At 73.1% G+C, this 15,356-nt stretch carries 12 protein-coding genes and 1 tRNA gene; 11 read left to right on the top strand and 2 right to left on the bottom strand.

The window, feature by feature from the left end:
• Nucleotides 1–17: 17 nt before the first annotated feature.
• The 3 genes from ABT015_RS15910 (at nt 18) to ABT015_RS15900 (ending at nt 3,363) form a co-directional block, all read left to right on the top strand.
• A complete protein-coding gene (locus ABT015_RS15910) occupies nt 18–1,001 on the top strand; it encodes an ABC transporter substrate-binding protein (protein WP_350879623.1) in 984 nt (327 codons plus the stop codon).
• A 93-nt stretch (nt 1,002–1,094) separates the two neighbouring features.
• Entirely contained in the window at nt 1,095–2,303 is a 1,209-nt protein-coding gene (locus ABT015_RS15905; RefSeq protein WP_350879622.1) for a serine/threonine-protein kinase, read from the top strand.
• Nucleotides 2,304–2,511: 208 nt separating this feature from the next.
• The gene (locus ABT015_RS15900) at nt 2,512–3,363 is read left to right on the top strand and encodes a fumarylacetoacetate hydrolase family protein (RefSeq protein ID WP_350879621.1); all 852 of its coding nucleotides are present in this window, start codon (nt 2,512–2,514) and stop codon (nt 3,361–3,363) included.
• Nucleotides 3,364–3,414: 51 nt separating this feature from the next.
• Here ABT015_RS15900 and ABT015_RS15895 read toward each other — a convergent pair whose 3' ends face one another.
• Nucleotides 3,415–4,170 carry a TetR/AcrR family transcriptional regulator gene (locus tag ABT015_RS15895; RefSeq protein WP_350879620.1) on the bottom strand — a complete coding sequence of 252 codons (756 nt, stop codon included), beginning with the start codon at nt 4,168–4,170 and terminating at the stop codon, nt 3,415–3,417.
• A 161-nt stretch (nt 4,171–4,331) separates the two neighbouring features.
• Between ABT015_RS15895 and ABT015_RS15890 the strand changes: the two genes are divergently transcribed.
• The 4 genes from ABT015_RS15890 to ABT015_RS15875 all read left to right on the top strand — a co-directional run bounded on the left by ABT015_RS15890 (nt 4,332) and on the right by ABT015_RS15875 (nt 9,899).
• Nucleotides 4,332–6,038 (top strand): DUF885 domain-containing protein, encoded by a 1,707-nt coding sequence (locus ABT015_RS15890; protein WP_350879619.1) that lies wholly within the window; start codon nt 4,332–4,334, stop codon nt 6,036–6,038.
• A 179-nt stretch (nt 6,039–6,217) separates the two neighbouring features.
• Nucleotides 6,218–7,744, top strand: coding sequence for an MFS transporter (locus ABT015_RS15885; RefSeq protein ID WP_350879618.1), 1,527 nt, complete (start codon nt 6,218–6,220; stop codon nt 7,742–7,744).
• Between the two features lie 80 nt (nt 7,745–7,824).
• Nucleotides 7,825–8,742, top strand: a complete 918-nt coding sequence (locus tag ABT015_RS15880) for a carbohydrate kinase family protein (protein ID WP_502897324.1) — start codon at nt 7,825–7,827, stop codon at nt 8,740–8,742.
• A gap of 116 nt (nt 8,743–8,858) precedes the next feature.
• Nucleotides 8,859–9,899: a trypsin-like serine peptidase gene (locus ABT015_RS15875; RefSeq protein ID WP_350879617.1), complete on the top strand. Its 1,041-nt coding sequence runs from the start codon at nt 8,859–8,861 to the stop codon at nt 9,897–9,899.
• 109 nt (nt 9,900–10,008) lie between these two features.
• Here the strand turns inward: ABT015_RS15875 and ABT015_RS15870 are convergent.
• Nucleotides 10,009–10,080: transfer RNA gene (locus ABT015_RS15870), tRNA-Arg, on the bottom strand.
• 196 nt (nt 10,081–10,276) lie between these two features.
• Here ABT015_RS15870 and ABT015_RS15865 point away from each other — a divergent pair.
• The 4 genes from ABT015_RS15865 (at nt 10,277) to ABT015_RS15850 (ending at nt 15,352) form a co-directional block, all read left to right on the top strand.
• Nucleotides 10,277–10,696, top strand: coding sequence for a response regulator (locus ABT015_RS15865; RefSeq protein ID WP_350879712.1), 420 nt, complete (start codon nt 10,277–10,279; stop codon nt 10,694–10,696).
• An 84-nt stretch (nt 10,697–10,780) separates the two neighbouring features.
• Nucleotides 10,781–12,442: an arginine--tRNA ligase gene (gene argS / locus ABT015_RS15860; RefSeq protein WP_350879616.1), complete on the top strand. Its 1,662-nt coding sequence runs from the start codon at nt 10,781–10,783 to the stop codon at nt 12,440–12,442.
• 87 nt (nt 12,443–12,529) lie between these two features.
• The gene (gene lysA / locus ABT015_RS15855) at nt 12,530–13,921 is read left to right on the top strand and encodes a diaminopimelate decarboxylase (protein WP_350879615.1); all 1,392 of its coding nucleotides are present in this window, start codon (nt 12,530–12,532) and stop codon (nt 13,919–13,921) included.
• A 138-nt stretch (nt 13,922–14,059) separates the two neighbouring features.
• A complete protein-coding gene (locus ABT015_RS15850; protein ID WP_350879614.1) occupies nt 14,060–15,352 on the top strand; it encodes a homoserine dehydrogenase in 1,293 nt (430 codons plus the stop codon).
• Nucleotides 15,353–15,356: the final 4 nt, after the last annotated feature.

The raw sequence follows: 15,356 nt of genomic DNA, 5'->3' as shown, positions 1-15,356 counted from the left end.
CGAGCAGGAGTTCCGCCATGCCCCTACCCCGTCGCGCCCTGGTGACCGCCGCCGGCGCCCTCGCCGCCGCCCTCGCCCTGACCGCCTGCGGCGGCGCGTCCTCGGGAGCCACGGCGGAACTCGCCCCGGCCAGGGGCAGCACCGCGCCGAACGGCGCCGTGGTGAACCTGACGGCCGACCAGAACCGGGTGACCACGGCCAAGGTCGACGCGATCGCGGCACTCGTCCCGGAGGAGATCAGGAGGAGAGGGACACTGGCCGTCGTCGACTCCCTCGGCACCACCCCGCCGCTGGACTTCTACGCCAACGACGACAGGACCGTCATCGGCGTCGAGCCGGACATCGCCACCCTGGTCGGCAACGTGCTCGGCCTCAAGGTCGAGTTCAACCCGGTCTCCTGGGAGAACATCTTCGTCGGCCTGGACAGCGGCAAGTACGACGTCGGCCTCTCGAACATCACCGTCACCGAGGCGCGCAAGGAGAAGTACGACTTCGCCACCTACCGGCTGGACGTCCTCGGCTTCGAGGCCAGGAAGGGCAGCGGCCTCAAGGTGACCGGAGCCAAGGACCTGGCGGGCAGGACGGTCGGCGTCTCCTCCGGCACCAACCAGGAGAAGCTGCTGATCTCCTGGAGCGAGGAGAACACCAGGAACGGCCTCAAGCCGATCGACATCAAGTACTTCCAGGGCACCGAGTTCTACCTGGCGCTCTCCTCCGGCCGGATCGACGCCTACGTCGGCCCCGATCCCAGCCTGGCCTTCCACGTCGCGCAGACCGGCGAGACCGAGATCGTCGGCACCTACTCGGGCGGCGGCGCGGACGTCCTCGGCAAGATCGCCGCGACCACCCGCAAGGGCAACGGACTGGTCCAGGCGCTCAACGGGGCGCTGAACGAGGTGATCAGGAACGGCAGCTACGGCCAGGTGCTCAAGCGCTGGGGCCTGGACAACGAGGCGGTGCCGACCTCCGAGGTCAACCCGCCCGGGTTGCCCAAGCCGTAGGGCCCGTCCGTTCACCCGTTCGCCGCCCCCCGCCGCTATGGTGACCCCTCCGGCGGCGAACACCGCCCGGACACGGCGGACTTGGGGGAGGACATGCAGCAGGGGGAGGTGCTCGACGGCCGGTACCGGCTGGACGAGTGGCTGGGCAGGGGCGGCTTCGGCGTGGTCTGGAAGGCGACCGACCAGCGGCTCGACCGCGAGGTCGCGGTCAAGCTGCTGCTGGCGGAGCACGCCGCCGACCGGGAGGCCGTCGGGCGGTTCGTCCGCGAGGCCCGCACGGCCGGCGGCCTCTCCAATCCGCACATCGTGACCGTGTACGACTACGGCCTGGTCACGACCGCCGCCGGGGGGACCCACTACCTGGTGCTGGAACTGGTTCGCGGCCGGGCCCTGTCCGACATCCTCAAGGACGGCGTCCCGGACCAGGAGGCCGCGCTGAGGTGGATGCGCCAGGTCTGCAAGGCCCTGGACGCCGCGCACCGCTCGGGCGTCGTCCACCGCGACATCAAGCCCGAGAACGTGATGGTCGACGCGGGCGGCAAGGCCAAGGTGCTGGACTTCGGCATCGCCCGGCTGCTCACCCAGTCCGCGGTGCTCACCTCCACCGGCAGCGTGGTCGGCACCGTCCCGTACCTGGCGCCCGAGTGCTGGTCCGGCGCCGCCGTGGACGGCCGGGCCGACCTCTACGCGCTCGGCGTCATGCTGTACGAACTCTGCACCGGGCGGCGCCCGTTCCGCGCCTCCTCGGCCGCCGAGTACATGTACAAGCACCTGGAGGGGACCCCGCCCCGGGTGCGCAGCACCGATCCGGCGCTGGCCGACCTGGTCGCCGGGCTGCTCGCCAAGCGGCCCGCGGACCGGCCGGCCACCGCCGTCGAGGTGCTGGAACGGCTGCGCCGGGTCCGGCCGGGGGTGCTCCGCCCGGACGACCCCAGCCCGGAGCAACTGCGCCGCCGGGCCGACCAGGCCTGGCGGCGCGGCGCGCAGGGCGCCCCCGGGGAGGCCGTCGAGATGCTCACCGGGCTCATCCCCGACCTCGCCCGGATCTGCGGCCCGGCCGACCCGCGCACCCTGCGCACCTGCCACGACCTGGCCCTGTGGCTGGCCCGGGACGGCAGCCCGGGCACCGCCGTCGCGCTGCTGCGCGAGCTGGCCGCGGAGCCGGCCGCCGAACCGGACGTCCGGGCCGACGTGCTGCGCGACCTGGACCGCTGGCACCGGGAGGCCGCCCGGAGCGGGCCGGGCCGGCCGCGGGCGCTGAGCCTGGCCGGTCTGCTCGGCGGCGACCCGCAGGGCGGCTGAGGGCCCGCGGCGGAGTGCGGGCGGGAGGCTGTCAACCGTGCGGGCCGCTGATTCGGCGTCTGTGGCGACTGTGGGAATTGATAGGAATCCGCCCACCGGGACTGTCTGGTCCACCGACCGGTGGCGTTGATATACCTCGTTGCCGGAGTCGGGTGCGGTGTCTTCGGCCGCCCCGGCGAGCTGCGACGAAAAGGCTGGTGACGGATCGATGAAGCTCCTCCGCGTCGGACCCCCGGGCGCCGAGCGCCCGGTCGTGCTGGGCCAGGACGGCATCGGGTACGACCTCTCCGGGCGTGCCCGGGACATCGACGGGGCCTTCCTGGCCGGGCTGGACACCGCCGCCCTGGCGCGGGACGTGGCCGCCGGGGCGCTGCCCCGGGTGGACCTCGCCGGGCAGCGGGTGGGCGCGCCGGTCGCCCGCCCGGGCAAGGTGGTCGGCATCGGGCTCAACTACCGCGACCACGCCGCCGAGGCCGGGGTCGCGGCCCCGGACGAGCCGGTGATCTTCCTCAAACCGAGCTGTACCGTGGTCGGCCCGTACGACGAGGTGCTGGTGCCGCGCGGCGGCGAGAAGACCGACTACGAGGCCGAGCTGGCCGTCGTGATCGGCCGCACCGCCCGCTACCTGGCCGGGCACGAGGAGGCCGCGGCGGTGATCGCCGGCTACACGATCGCCAACGACGTCACCGAACGGGCCTTCCAGTTCGAGCGCGGCGGCCAGTGGGACAAGGGCAAGTCGGCGGAGACCTTCACCCCGCTGGGGCCCTGGCTGGTCACCGCGGACGAGGTGGCCGACCCGCAGCAGCTGCCGCTGCGGCTGTGGGTCAACGGCGGGCTGCGGCAGGACGGCAACACCGGCAAGATGATCTTCCCGGTGCTCGAACTGGTCCGCTACGTCAGCCAGTTCATGGTCCTGGAGCCGGGCGACGTGATCGTCACCGGCACCCCGGCCGGCGTCACCCTGGGCCACCCCGGCACGCCGTTCCTGGCCCCGGGCGACATCGTCGAGATCGAGATCGAGGGCCTCGGCCGCCAGCGGCAGGTGCTCGGCAGGGCGTAACGCCCCGCCGGCGCGGCACCGGCCGCCCCGACCCCGGGCACGGGGGTCGGGTCACCGGGCCGCCAGCACCTCGCGCAGCCGCTCGGCCCGCGACGCCTGCGGCCCCTCCAGCGCGAGCAGCACGGCCAGCACCTGCGCGGTCTGCGGGTCGTGCAGCGCGGTCGCCGCCGCCATCGCCGTGAACTGGTCCACCAGCCAGTCGCGCAGCTCGCCCACCGGCAGCGTGCGCCCCTCGTCCAGCCAGGTCAGCGACGCGCCCTCGACCACCGCGATCCACGAGCGCACCAGCAGCGTCAGCCGGGGCCCGGCCTCCCGCACGCCGAGGTGCCGCAGGGTCCGCTTGAGCGCCGCCCGCCGGACGTCGTCGACGATCGCCGAGGTGCGGGCCGTCTCCACCACCGAACCGCCGCGCAGCAGCGCCGAGTAGCCGGCGTCGTGCTCGGCCACGAAGGCGAAGTAGCCGTCCAGGACGGCCGCCAGCTGCTCGGACGGGGTCCCGGCCAGCGGGACGGCGAAGCGGCTGGTCAGCTCGTCGGCGGCGCTGCGCAGCGCCGCCTCGTACAACTGCTGCTTGCCGCCCGCGAAGTAGCGGTAGACCAGCGGGCGGGAGGCGCCGGCGGCCTCGGCGACGTCGTCCAGGCCCACCTCCTCGGGCGGCCGGGCGGCGAACAGTTCCAGGGCGACCGCGATCAGCTGTTCGCGGCGCTGCTGCACCGGCAGCCGCCGGTAGCCGGTGCGGCGCGGGCGGGGGCCGGGTGCGGCCGGGGCGGGCACCTGGCCGGTTGCCGTGGTGGGGCGGGCTTCCATGGCGGTCAGCGTAATGGGCGTGGGCCCGATCGGATCCTGTCGCGCGCGGCGGTTTCCCGAACGTGTGTTTGTGCGGGCCCGCCCGATGGGTTCGGCCGGTGCATGTCACTGATCGCCCGGTAAAGGCTTGCATTCGGCCCTCGCCACGCCATGATGTCCGAATGGTTGAAGAACTGATCACCTCCGACGCCACCACCCCGCGCCGCGTCGCCGACGGTTACGTCCGGGCCCTGGCCGAACTCGACCCGCTGACCGCGGTCTACCTGGGGTTCAGCCCCGAGGACGACCGGCTGCCCGACCTCTCGCCGGCCGGTGCCGAGGCGATCGCCGACCTCGGCCGCCGCACCCTGGCGGCCCTCGCCGAGGCCGAACGCTCCGACGCCGCGCAGGACGAGGCGGAGCGCCGCTGCGCCCGGCTGCTGCGCGAGCGGCTGACCGCCTCCCTCGCCGTCCACGAGGCCGGGGAGAACTTCCGCGCGGTGCGCAACCTGGGCTCCCCGGTGCACGAAGTCCGGGACGTCTTCACCCTGATGGGGACGGACACCGAGGCCGAGTGGCAGGTGGTCGGCCGCCGGCTGGCCCGAGTCCCGCTCGCGCTGGCGCAGTACCGGGAGACGCTGGCCGCCGGCATCGAGCGCGGCCTGCTGTCCGGCCCGCGCCAGGTGGACACCGTGGTCGGGCAGCTCGGCGAGTGGCTGGAGGGGAACGTCCCCGGCGGCTGGTTCGGCGAGTTCGTCCAGGGCGCGCCGGAGGGCCTGCGCGCCGAGCTGTCCGGGCCCGCGCTGGCCGCCGGTGAGGCGCTGGCCGCCCTGCGCGACTGGCTGCGCGACGTCTACGGCCCGGCCGCCGCCGGCACCTCCGACACCACCGGCCGGGAGCGCTACCGCCGCTTCGTCCGCTTCTGGACCGGCTCCGACCTGGACCTGGACGAGGCCTACGGGTGGGCCTGGAGCGAGTTCCACGACCTGCTCGCGCAGATGGAGGCCGAGGCCGAGAAGGTCCGCCCGGGCGCCGGCCCGATGGCGGCGATGAAGTGGCTGGAGTCGGACGGCCCGGCCGTGCAGGGCGCCGAGGCCACCCGGGTGTACCTCCAGGAGCTGATGGACCGGGCGGTCCGGGACCTCCAGGGCACCCACTTCGACCTGGCCGAGCCGATCACCCGGGTCGAGTCGAGGATCGCCCCGGCCGGCAGTGCGGCCGCGCCGTACTACAGCGCGCCCTCGCTGGACTTCAGCCGCCCCGGGCGGACCTGGCTGCCGGCGCTCGGCCGGGAGCGCTTCCCGGTCTGGGACCTGGTCTCCACCTGGTACCACGAGGGCGTCCCGGGCCACCACCTGCAGCTCGCGCAGTGGAACTACGTCGCGGACCGGCTCTCCACCTACCAGGTCAGCCTGGGCGGGGTGAGCGCCAACCTGGAGGGCTGGGCGCTGTACGCCGAGCGCCTGATGGACGAGCTCGGCTACCTCACCGACCCGGGTCACCGCCTCGGCTACCTCAACGCGCAGATGATGCGCGCGCTGCGGGTGATCGTCGACATCGGCATGCACGCGGGCCTGGACTTCCCGGCCGACTCCCCGTACCTGCCGGGCGAGCCGGTCAGCCCGGAGGCGGCCCGGGAGTTCTTCGGCCGGTACTGCGGCCTGACCCCCGACTACCTGGACAGCGAACTGGTCCGCTACCTGGGCATGCCCGGCCAGGCCATCGGCTACAAGCTGGGCGAGCGCGCCTGGCTGCGCGGCCGGGCGGCGGCGCGGGCGGCGCACGAGGCGCGTGGCGAGGAGTTCGACCTCAAGGCCTGGCACATGGCGGCGCTCTCGCAGGGCTCGCTGGGGCTGGACGACCTGGTCGACGAGCTGTCCGCGCTGTAGGGCGGCAGCCGGCCCCGGGCCTCGTCCGCGAGTCCCGGGGCCGCTGGTCCTTTGGTCCGAAAAGGTCGATTTGGTGAGGTTTTTCCTTGCCATCCGACCGTGCGAGAGCTTCGCTTGAAGGCGACTGCGTGACATCCCCGACTGCGTGACCCCTCCGTACCCCTCCGGAAGGCTGACCAGTGTCTGCGCGAACCGCCACCGGTCATGAGAACGCGGACAGCCGCCGCTGGTGGGCGCTGGCGGTCATCGCCGTCGCCCAGCTCATGATCGTCCTCGACGTCACCATCGTGAACATCGCGCTGCCGTCGGCCCAGCGGGACCTGGGCATCTCCGACGCCGACCGGCAGTGGGTGATCACCGCCTACACGCTCGCCTTCGGCGGCCTGCTGCTGCTCGGCGGGCGGCTGGGCGACCTCTTCGGCCGCAAGCGCGTCTTCACCGTCGGCCTACTGGGCTTCGCCGCCGCCTCCGCCCTCGGCGGCTCGGCGGACGGCTCGGCCATGCTCTTCGGCGCCCGCGCCCTCCAGGGCGGGTTCAGCGCCCTGCTCGCCCCCTCGGCCCTGGGACTGCTCTCCACCACATTCACGGACCCCAGGGAGCGCAGTACGGCCTTCGGCGTCTTCGGCGCGATCGCCGCCGGCGGCTCCGCACTCGGCCTGATCCTGGGCGGGCTGCTGACCGAGTACCTGGACTGGCGCTGGTGCCTGTTCGTCAACGTCCCGATCGCCGCCGCCGCGGCCCTCGCGGCCACCGGCCTCCTGGAGCGCGACAGCGCCGCCGGGGGGCGCCGGGTCCGGCTCGACCTGCCCGGCGCGCTGCTCGGCTGCGGCGGCCTGCTGGCGATCGTCTTCGGCACCTCCGAGGCCGTCACCCGGACCTGGGGCGACGGGCTGGTGCTCGGTTCGCTGGCCGCCGGTCTGGCGCTGCTCGCGGTGTTCGTCCTGGTCGAGAGGCGCACCGCGCACCCGCTGCTGCCGCTGCACATCGTTGCCGACCGCAACCGCGGCGGCGCCGCCCTCTCGGTCGGCCTGGCCATGATCGGCATGTTCGGCCTGTTCCTCTTCCTCACCTACTACCTCCAGGTCATCAAGCACTTCTCGCCGGTGCTGTCGGGCGTCTCCTTCCTGCCCATGACGGCCGCCATCGTGCTCAGTTCGACCGGCTTCGCGGCCCGGCTGATGACCAGGGTGCCGACCCGGAACCTGGTCTGCCCCGGGCTGCTGCTCGCCGCGGCCGGCATGGCCTGGCTGACCCGGATGACGGTGGACAGCCCGTGGGCCGGCACGGTGCTGCCCGCCGAACTGCTGCTCGGCTCGGGCATGGGCCTGGTCTTCATGCCGTCGATGAACCTGGCCACCCTCGGGGTCTCCCCGCGCGAGGCGGGCGCGGCCTCGGCGACCATCAACTCGGCCCAGCAGGTGGGCGGTTCGTTCGGCACGGCGCTGCTGAACACGGTCGCGGCCAGTGCCACCGCGTCGTTCCTGGCCACCCGGATCGCCTCGTCGCCGGTGGTGCGGGCCCAGGCCACGGTGCACGGCTACGTGGTCGCGAACTGGGTGTCGACGGGCGTCCTGCTGCTGGCCGCGCTGATCGCCTTCCGGGTGATCGACCACCGGCCGGCGCGCGCTGTGGCGACCGTCGTCCCGGGCAAGGCGCAGGCGGGGGCCCACGCGGCCGTCCCGGCAGAGCCCCGACGAGAACCCTGAAATTTTCAGCAAGACCTTGCAGCCACCTCCGGCGCCTGCTTGACTCCTGGCCACCGTCCAGGGACCGAGGAGGCGCCGCCGTGCTGCCCGAGTTCGACCTGCTCGTCGTCGGCGGCTCCGGCGTCGACACCATCGTCCGGGTGGACCGGCTGGAGGTCCCGCCCGGCGACTCGCTGTTCGTCGGACCCGTCCGCGACTACGTCGGCCACACCGGCAACGGCGTCGCCCTCGGCGCCCACCACCTCGGCCTGCGCACCGCCTTCCTCGACTTCCTCGGCGACGACCCGCAGGGCGCCCTGGTCCGCGCCTCCTACGAGCGCCACGGCCTGCACTTCGCGCACCTGGTGAGCCCGCACGGCACCCCGCGCGGGGTCAACCTGGTGGACGCCGCCGGCCGCCGGTTCTCCTTCTTCGACGGCCGCCACCCCGCCGACCTGCGGCTGCCGCCCGAGTTCTACCTGCCGTACGCGCGGCGCAGCCGGCACGTCCACCTCTCCATCACCGGCGTCAACCGGGACATGTACGCCGACCTCCACCGGCCCGGCCGCACCACCTCCACCGACCTGCACGACTGGGACGGCGGCAACCCGCACCACCGCGACTACGCGCTCGGCTCGGACCTGGTGTTCCTCTCGGTGGCCGGCTGCCGCGGCCGGCACGAGCAGGTGATGCGCGCGATCCTCGCCGAGGGCCGCGCCGGTGTCGTCACCGCCACCGCGGGCGCCGACGGCTGCTACCTGCTCACCCGGGACGACGACGAGGTGCGCCACCTCCCGGCCGTCGACCCGGGCCGCCCGGTGGTGGACACCAACGGCGCCGGGAACGCCTTCGTCGCGGGCTTCCTCGCCGCCTGGTTCCGGGGCCGCCCGCCGCTGGAGTGCGCCCGGGCCGGCTCGGTCGCGGGTGCCTTCACCTGCACCGTCGCCGGGACGCACACCGCCTTCATCGGGGCCGAGGAGCTGGGGAGCGCGCTGGACCGCTCACGCGCCGACGGGTGAGCTTTTTCTCATGGATATCCCAGCCACCGGTAACGACCTTTCCAGGCTGAAACGGCATAGTCGTTGATCGCACGCAGCCCCCGGGAAACCGTCGATCACTGGCAGGAGAGACAGACATGGGTCAGCACAGCCGCCCGACGTCGCGCCGCCGCCGCAGCCTGCTGGGGCCGACCCTGTTCACCGCGCTCTCGGCGGTGGTGGTGGCCGCCGTGGTCACCGGCACGCACGGGCTGAGCCTGTCCGACGCGACGGCCGCCGGGAAGGCGGCCCGCAGCTCCCGGGCCGCCGTCGCGCCGGCCGCGACCGGGCCCGCGTCCGAGGCGCCCGCCGCACCCGCACCGGTCGACGCCGCCGCTCCGACCGACAGCCCCTCCGCCGCCCCGACCGACAGCCCGACCGACGGCGCGACCGGCAGTGCGACCGACGGCGTGAGCGCCGACCCCGGCAGCGCCCCGGCGGCCGCCCCGACGCCCTCCGCGCCGGCCACCCCCGACACCCGCGGCGTCGTCCTCGGCACCACCGCGACCGCCGCCGCCACCCCCGAAGCCGCCACCGTGGGCGCGCTGTTCAGCGGCAGCGTGGCGGCCGGCAACCACTTCTGCACCGCCAGCGTGCTGCACAGCCCCGGCGGCAACCTGCTGCTGACCGCCGCGCACTGCCTCAGCAGCGCCTCCGGCGTCACCTTCGTCCCCGGCTACCGCGACGGCTCCGCCCCGTACGGCAGCTGGCAGGTCACCGCGGTCCACACCACCACCGGCTGGTCCCAGAAGGGCGACCAGGACGAGGACTTCGCCATCCTGGAGACGGCCCCGAGCAACGGCCGGAAGGTCGAGGACGTGGTCGGCGGCAACCGGCTCGGCGCCGACGAGCCCTTCGGCGCCACCGTCCGCCTCTACGGCTACCCCGGCGACGCCGAGGAGCCCCTCCTGTGCACCAACACCACGGGCCGGCAGAGCACCTACCAGCGCGTCATCGACTGCCCCGCCTACCCGTCCGGCACCAGCGGCGGCCCCTGGATCAACGTCGCCACCGGCGACGTGGTCGGCGCCATCGGTGGCTACCAGCAGGGCGGCGACACCGACGACGTGTCCTACAGCGCCTACTTCGACCACACCATCGCCGGGTTGGTCTCCCAGGTCGAGGGCACCTCGTCCTGAGCCCGGTCGGGCCCGCCCCGCGCGCCGCCAACCGGGCCCGGACATGACGAAGGCCCAGATCCGTGGATCAACTCCACTGATCTGGGCCTCAGTCGCACTCCTTGCGAAGTGCCCCCGGTAGGATTCGAACCTACGCACCCGCCTCCGGAGGGCGGTGCTCTATCCCCTGAGCTACGGGGGCCTGCTCTGTCGTCGGCGTTTCGGCCTCCGACGTGAAGAACACTACCAGGCTCGGGGCGCGGTCCGTGCACGGGTTTGCGGCGGGGGTGCCGGAGCGGGTGCGGGGTGCGCCGGCGGCCGGTGGCGAGGGGCGGCGGAAGTGCCCAAAGGCCGGACGGGGCGGCGGGGGCGCCGATACCCTCGGTGAGGTGTCGGGAGTGTCCGGGCGGGTCCTCGTGGTGGACGACAGCGAGGTGATCCGCCAGCTGATCAGGGTCAACCTGGAGCTCGAGGGCTTCGAGGTGGTGACCGCCGCCGACGGCGCCGAGTGCCTGGAGGTGGTCCGCCGGGTGAAGCCGGACGTGGTGACGCTGGACGTGATGATGCCGCGCCTGGACGGCCTGCGGACGGCGGCCCGGCTGCGCGCGAACCCGGGGACCAGCCGGCTGCCGATCGCGATCGTGAGCGCCTGCACCCCGGCCGATCTGGACCTGGGGGAGGCCGTCGGGGTGGACGGCTACCTCGGCAAGCCCTTCGACCCGGCCGATCTGGTGGCGCTGGTGCGGCGGCTGATGACCCTGGGAGGACAGCCGAGCGGGTTTCGCCCTGAGCGAACAGAGCGGACCGATCGAGGCTGACACCGCTGACGGGAGGGCTCGCGGGCGTCCCGACCGGCAAACCGGGTGGCGGGCGGGCACCCCGTCTCGCCTACGCTTGGCGTCGTGACACCCGCAGAGCTTTCCCAGGCAGTCCAGGCCGCAGTGAGCGCCGCCGTCGAGGCGGGCGAGCTGACCGTCGCCGTGCCCGAGCACGTGACGGTCGAGCGACCCAAGAACAGGGACCACGGCGACTACGCGATCAACGTGGCCCTCCAGCTCGCCAAGGCGGCCGGCCGCCCGCCGCGAGCCGTGGCGGAACTGCTGGCCGACCGCCTGCGAGGGATCACCGGCGTCGCCAAGGTCGACATCGCCGGGCCGGGCTTCCTGAACGTCACCATGGACGCCGCGACCCAGGGCGCGCTGGCGCGCACCATCGTCGAGACCGGCGAGGCCTACGGGCGCAACGAGGTGCTCAAGGGCCTGAAGATCAACCTGGAGTTCGTCTCCGCCAACCCGACCGGCCCGATCCACATCGGCGGCGTCCGCTGGGCCGCCGTCGGCGACTCGCTGGCGCGCGTGCTGCGGGCCAGCGGCGCCGACGTCACCACCGAGTACTACCTGAACGACGCCGGCGTGCAGATCTCCAAGTTCGCCGGCTCGCTGAAGGCGGCCGCGAACGGCCAGCCCGTTCCCGCCGACGGCTACGTGGGCGAGTACATCGGCGACATCGCCAAGGCGATCACCGACGGCGTCCCGGGCGTGCTCGACCTGCCCGACGCCGAGCAGCTGGAGGCCTTCCGCACCGAGGGCCTCAAGCTCATGGTGGCCGAGATCCAGCGCTCGATGCAGGAGTTCGGCACCCACTTCGACGTCTGGTTCTCCGAGAAGACGCTGCACGAGTCCGGCGCGGTCGAGAAGGCCATGGACCGGCTGCGCGAGCAGGGCCACGTCTTCGAGCAGGACGGCGCGGTCTTCCTGCGCACCACCGACTTCGGCGACGACAAGGACCGCGTCCTGGTCAAGGCCGACGGCGAGACCACCTACTTCGCCGCCGACGCCGCGTACTACCTGTCGAAGCGGGACCGCGGTGCCGAGGTCTCCGTCTACATGCTGGGCGCCGACCACCACGGCTACGTCAACCGGCTGAAGGCCATCGTGGCCTGCGCGGGCGACGACATGAACCGCAACATCGAGGTCAAGATCGGCCAGTTCGTGAAGATGCTTCGCGACGGCGAAGAGGTCCGCATGTCCAAGCGGGCCGGCAACATCATCACGATCGACGACGTGATCGAGTGGATCGGCGTGGACGCCGCCCGCTACACCCTGACGCGGTCCCCCACGGACTCCACCATCACGCTCGACATCAACGTGCTGACCAGCCAGTCCAACGAGAACCCGGTCTACTACGTCCAGTACGCGCACACCCGGATGTGCGGCGTGGCCCGCAAGGCCGCGCAGCTCGGCGTGGACAAGGGCGCGGCGGAGGACTTCAAGCCCGAGCTGCTCGCCACCGTGTGGGAGAACGACATCCTCGGTGCCCTCGGCGAGTTCCCGCGGATCCTGGCCACGGCCGGCGAGCTGCGCGAGCCGCACCGGGTCGCCCGCTACCTGGAGGACCTCGCGGGCAAGTACCACCGCCTGTACGAGAACTGCATGTTCCTGCCCAAGGGCGACGAGGAGCTCACGGACACGCACCGCGCCCGGCTCTGGCTGGTCGAGGCCACGCGAACGGTGATGGCCAACGGCCTGATGCTCCTGGGCGTCACGGCGCCCGAGCGGATGTAGGCACCACCCCCAAGTGCGCAGCGGGGGCGGCTGACGGTCAACGGAGACCGTCGCCGCCCCTCGCCATAGGTCAAGGAAGCAGAGGACATGTCTCGCTCCGCACACCCCGCAGGCCCCCGTCACGGTGACGTACTGCCCGAGGGCCACTACGCCGCCCCGCCGGCCGACCTGAACGCGCTCGACCCCAAGGTCTGGTCGCGCACCGTCGCCCGCGACGCCGAGGGCGTGGCCACCGTCGGCGGGATCGACGTCAAGTCCCTGGCGGCCGAGTTCGGCACGCCGGCCTACGTGCTCGACGAGGACGACTTCCGGGCCCGGGCGCGGGCCTGGCGCGACGCCTTCGGCACCGAGGCGGACGTCTTCTACGCCGGCAAGGCGTTCCTCTCCAAGGCGATCGTGCGCTGGCTGCACGAGGAGGGCCTGAACCTCGACGTGTGCAGCTCCGGCGAGCTGACGGTGGCGCTGGCCGCCGGGATGCCGCCGCAGCGGATCGCGCTGCACGGCAACAACAAGACGGCGGACGAGCTCGAACACGCGGTGAAGACCGGCGTCGGGCGCATCGTGGTCGACTCCTACGAGGAGATCGAGCGGCTGGCCGCCGTCACCGCGCGCCAGGGCGTCCGCCAGCAGGTGCTGATCCGGATCACCGTCGGCGTCGAGGCGCACACCCACGAGTTCATCGCCACGGCGCACGAGGACCAGAAGTTCGGGCTCTCCCTGGGCAACGGCTCGGCCGCCGAGGCGGTGCGCCGGGTGCTCGGGCACGAGGGCCTGGAGCTGCGCGGCATCCACTCGCACATCGGCTCGCAGATCTTCGACACCGCCGGTTTCGAGGTGGCCGCCCGCCGGGTGGTCGGCCTGCTGGCCGAGATCCGCGACGAGCACGGCGTGGAGCTGCCCGAGATCGACCTGGGCGGCGGCCTGGGCATCGCGTACACCAGCGAGGACGACCCGCGCGAGCCGGCCGAGATCGCGGCCGCGCTGGCCGACATCGTGCGCCGCGAGTGCGCCGCCGCGAACCTGAACACCCCCCGGCTGAGCGTGGAGCCGGGCCGGGCGATCGTCGGCCCGACGGCGTTCACGCTGTACGAGGTCGGCACCGTCAAGCCGCTGGAGGGCCTGCGCACCTACGTCAGCGTGGACGGCGGGATGTCCGACAACATCCGGACCGCGCTGTACGACGCCGAGTACTCGGTGGCCCTGGTGTCGCGCCGCAGCGACGCCGAGCCGATGCTGGCGCGGGTGGTCGGCAAGCACTGCGAGTCCGGCGACATCGTGGTCCGGGACGCCTTCCTGCCGGCCGACCTGGCCCCGGGCGACCTGATCGCGGTGCCCGCCACCGGCGCGTACTGCCGCTCGATGGCGAGCAACTACAACCACGCCCTGAAGCCTCCCGTGCTGGCCGTCAAGGACGGCGCCGCGCGGGTGATCGTCCGGCGCGAGACGGAGGAGGATCTCCTGCGTCTCGATATCGGATGACGAAATCCTTGTCTCAGATCATGGAACGACCGTAGATCCGTGCGGGAAGTCCCCGAGACTGGTACGGACCGAAGTTCCCGGCGGCCCCCAGAATCCCGCCGGAATTACCGAAGCACGAAGAATGCAGAGCGGAGTCGGATGATGCGTACGCGCCCGCTGAAGGTGGCGTTGCTGGGTTGTGGTGTGGTGGGCTCCGAGGTGGCGCGCATCATGACGACGACGGCCGACGACCTCGCCGCGCGCATCGGTGCCCCGGTCGAGCTCGCGGGGATCGCGGTCCGCCGGGCCGGCCGGGTGCGCCCGGGCGTGCCCGAGCACCTGATCACCACCGACGCCGAGGCCCTGGTCAACCGCGGCGACATCGACGTGGTGGTCGAGGTCGTGGGCGGCATCGAGCCGTCCAAACACCTCATCCTGTCGGCGTTCCGGCGGGGCGCCTCGGTGGTCAGCGCCAACAAGGCGCTGCTCGCCAAGGACGGCACCGAGCTGCACGCCGCGGCCGCCGGGGCCGGGGTGGACCTGTACTACGAGGCCGCGGTGGCGGGCGCGATCCCGCTGCTGCGCCCGCTGCGCGAGTCCCTCGCGGGGGACAAGGTCAACCGGGTGCTGGGCATCGTCAACGGCACCACCAACTTCATCCTCGACAAGATGGACACCACCGGCGCCGGCTACTCGGAGGCGCTGGAGGAGGCCACCGCGCTGGGCTACGCCGAGGCCGACCCGACGGCCGACGTCGAGGGCTTCGACGCCGCCGCCAAGGCCGCGATCCTGGCCGGCATCGCCTTCCACACCAAGGTCACCGCGGCGGACGTCTACCGCGAGGGCATCACCGAGGTGACGGCCGCCGACATCGCCTCCGCCAAGGAGATGGGCTGCGTGGTCAAGCTGCTCGCGATCTGCGAGCGGGCGGCGGACGGCGAGTCCGTCACCGCGCGGGTCCACCCGGCGATGATCCCGCTGTCGCACCCGCTGGCCTCCGTCCGCGAGGCGTACAACGCGGTGTTCGTCGAGGCCGAGGCGGCCGGCCGGCTGATGTTCTACGGCCCGGGCGCGGGCGGCTCGCCGACCGCCTCCGCGGTGCTCGGCGACCTGGTCGCGGTCTGTCGCAACAAGCTGGCCGGTGCCACCGGTCCCGGTGACTCGGTGTACACGCAGCTGCCCGCCAAGCCGATGGACGAGGTGGTCACCCGCTACCACGTCAGCCTGGACGTGGACGACCGTGCGGGTGTCCTCGCCCAGGTCGCGTCCGTCTTCGCGGAGCACGGCGTCTCCATCGACACCGTGCGCCAGCAGGGCCGCGACGGCGACGCCTCGCTCGTCGTGGTCACTCACCGTGCCACCGACGCCGCGCTGTCGGCGACGGTCGACAAGCTCCGCGCGCTGGACAGCGTGCGGGACGTGGCCAGCATCATGCGGGTCGAAGGGGAGTAAGGAA

Origin of the sequence: Kitasatospora sp. NPDC094016, assembly GCF_040304045.1 — a bacterium.
In the GTDB taxonomy this organism is placed as follows: Bacteria; Actinomycetota; Actinomycetes; order Streptomycetales; family Streptomycetaceae; genus Kitasatospora.
The sequence above is the reverse complement of the archived record's forward strand: the minus strand, read 5'-3'. Positions and strand labels throughout refer to the sequence as shown.

Coding starts and splice junctions, on each gene's coding strand:
- ABT015_RS15910 (WP_350879623.1), top strand. CDS start 18: ATGCCCCTACCCCGTCGCGCCCTGGTGACCGCCGCCGGCGCCCTCGCC.
- ABT015_RS15890 (WP_350879619.1), top strand. CDS start 4,332: ATGGTTGAAGAACTGATCACCTCCGACGCCACCACCCCGCGCCGCGTC.
- ABT015_RS15850 (WP_350879614.1), top strand. CDS start 14,060: ATGATGCGTACGCGCCCGCTGAAGGTGGCGTTGCTGGGTTGTGGTGTG.
- ABT015_RS15900 (WP_350879621.1), top strand. CDS start 2,512: ATGAAGCTCCTCCGCGTCGGACCCCCGGGCGCCGAGCGCCCGGTCGTG.
- lysA (WP_350879615.1), top strand. CDS start 12,530: ATGTCTCGCTCCGCACACCCCGCAGGCCCCCGTCACGGTGACGTACTG.
- ABT015_RS15895 (WP_350879620.1), bottom strand. CDS start 4,170: ATGGAAGCCCGCCCCACCACGGCAACCGGCCAGGTGCCCGCCCCGGCC.
- ABT015_RS15875 (WP_350879617.1), top strand. CDS start 8,859: ATGGGTCAGCACAGCCGCCCGACGTCGCGCCGCCGCCGCAGCCTGCTG.
- ABT015_RS15905 (WP_350879622.1), top strand. CDS start 1,095: ATGCAGCAGGGGGAGGTGCTCGACGGCCGGTACCGGCTGGACGAGTGG.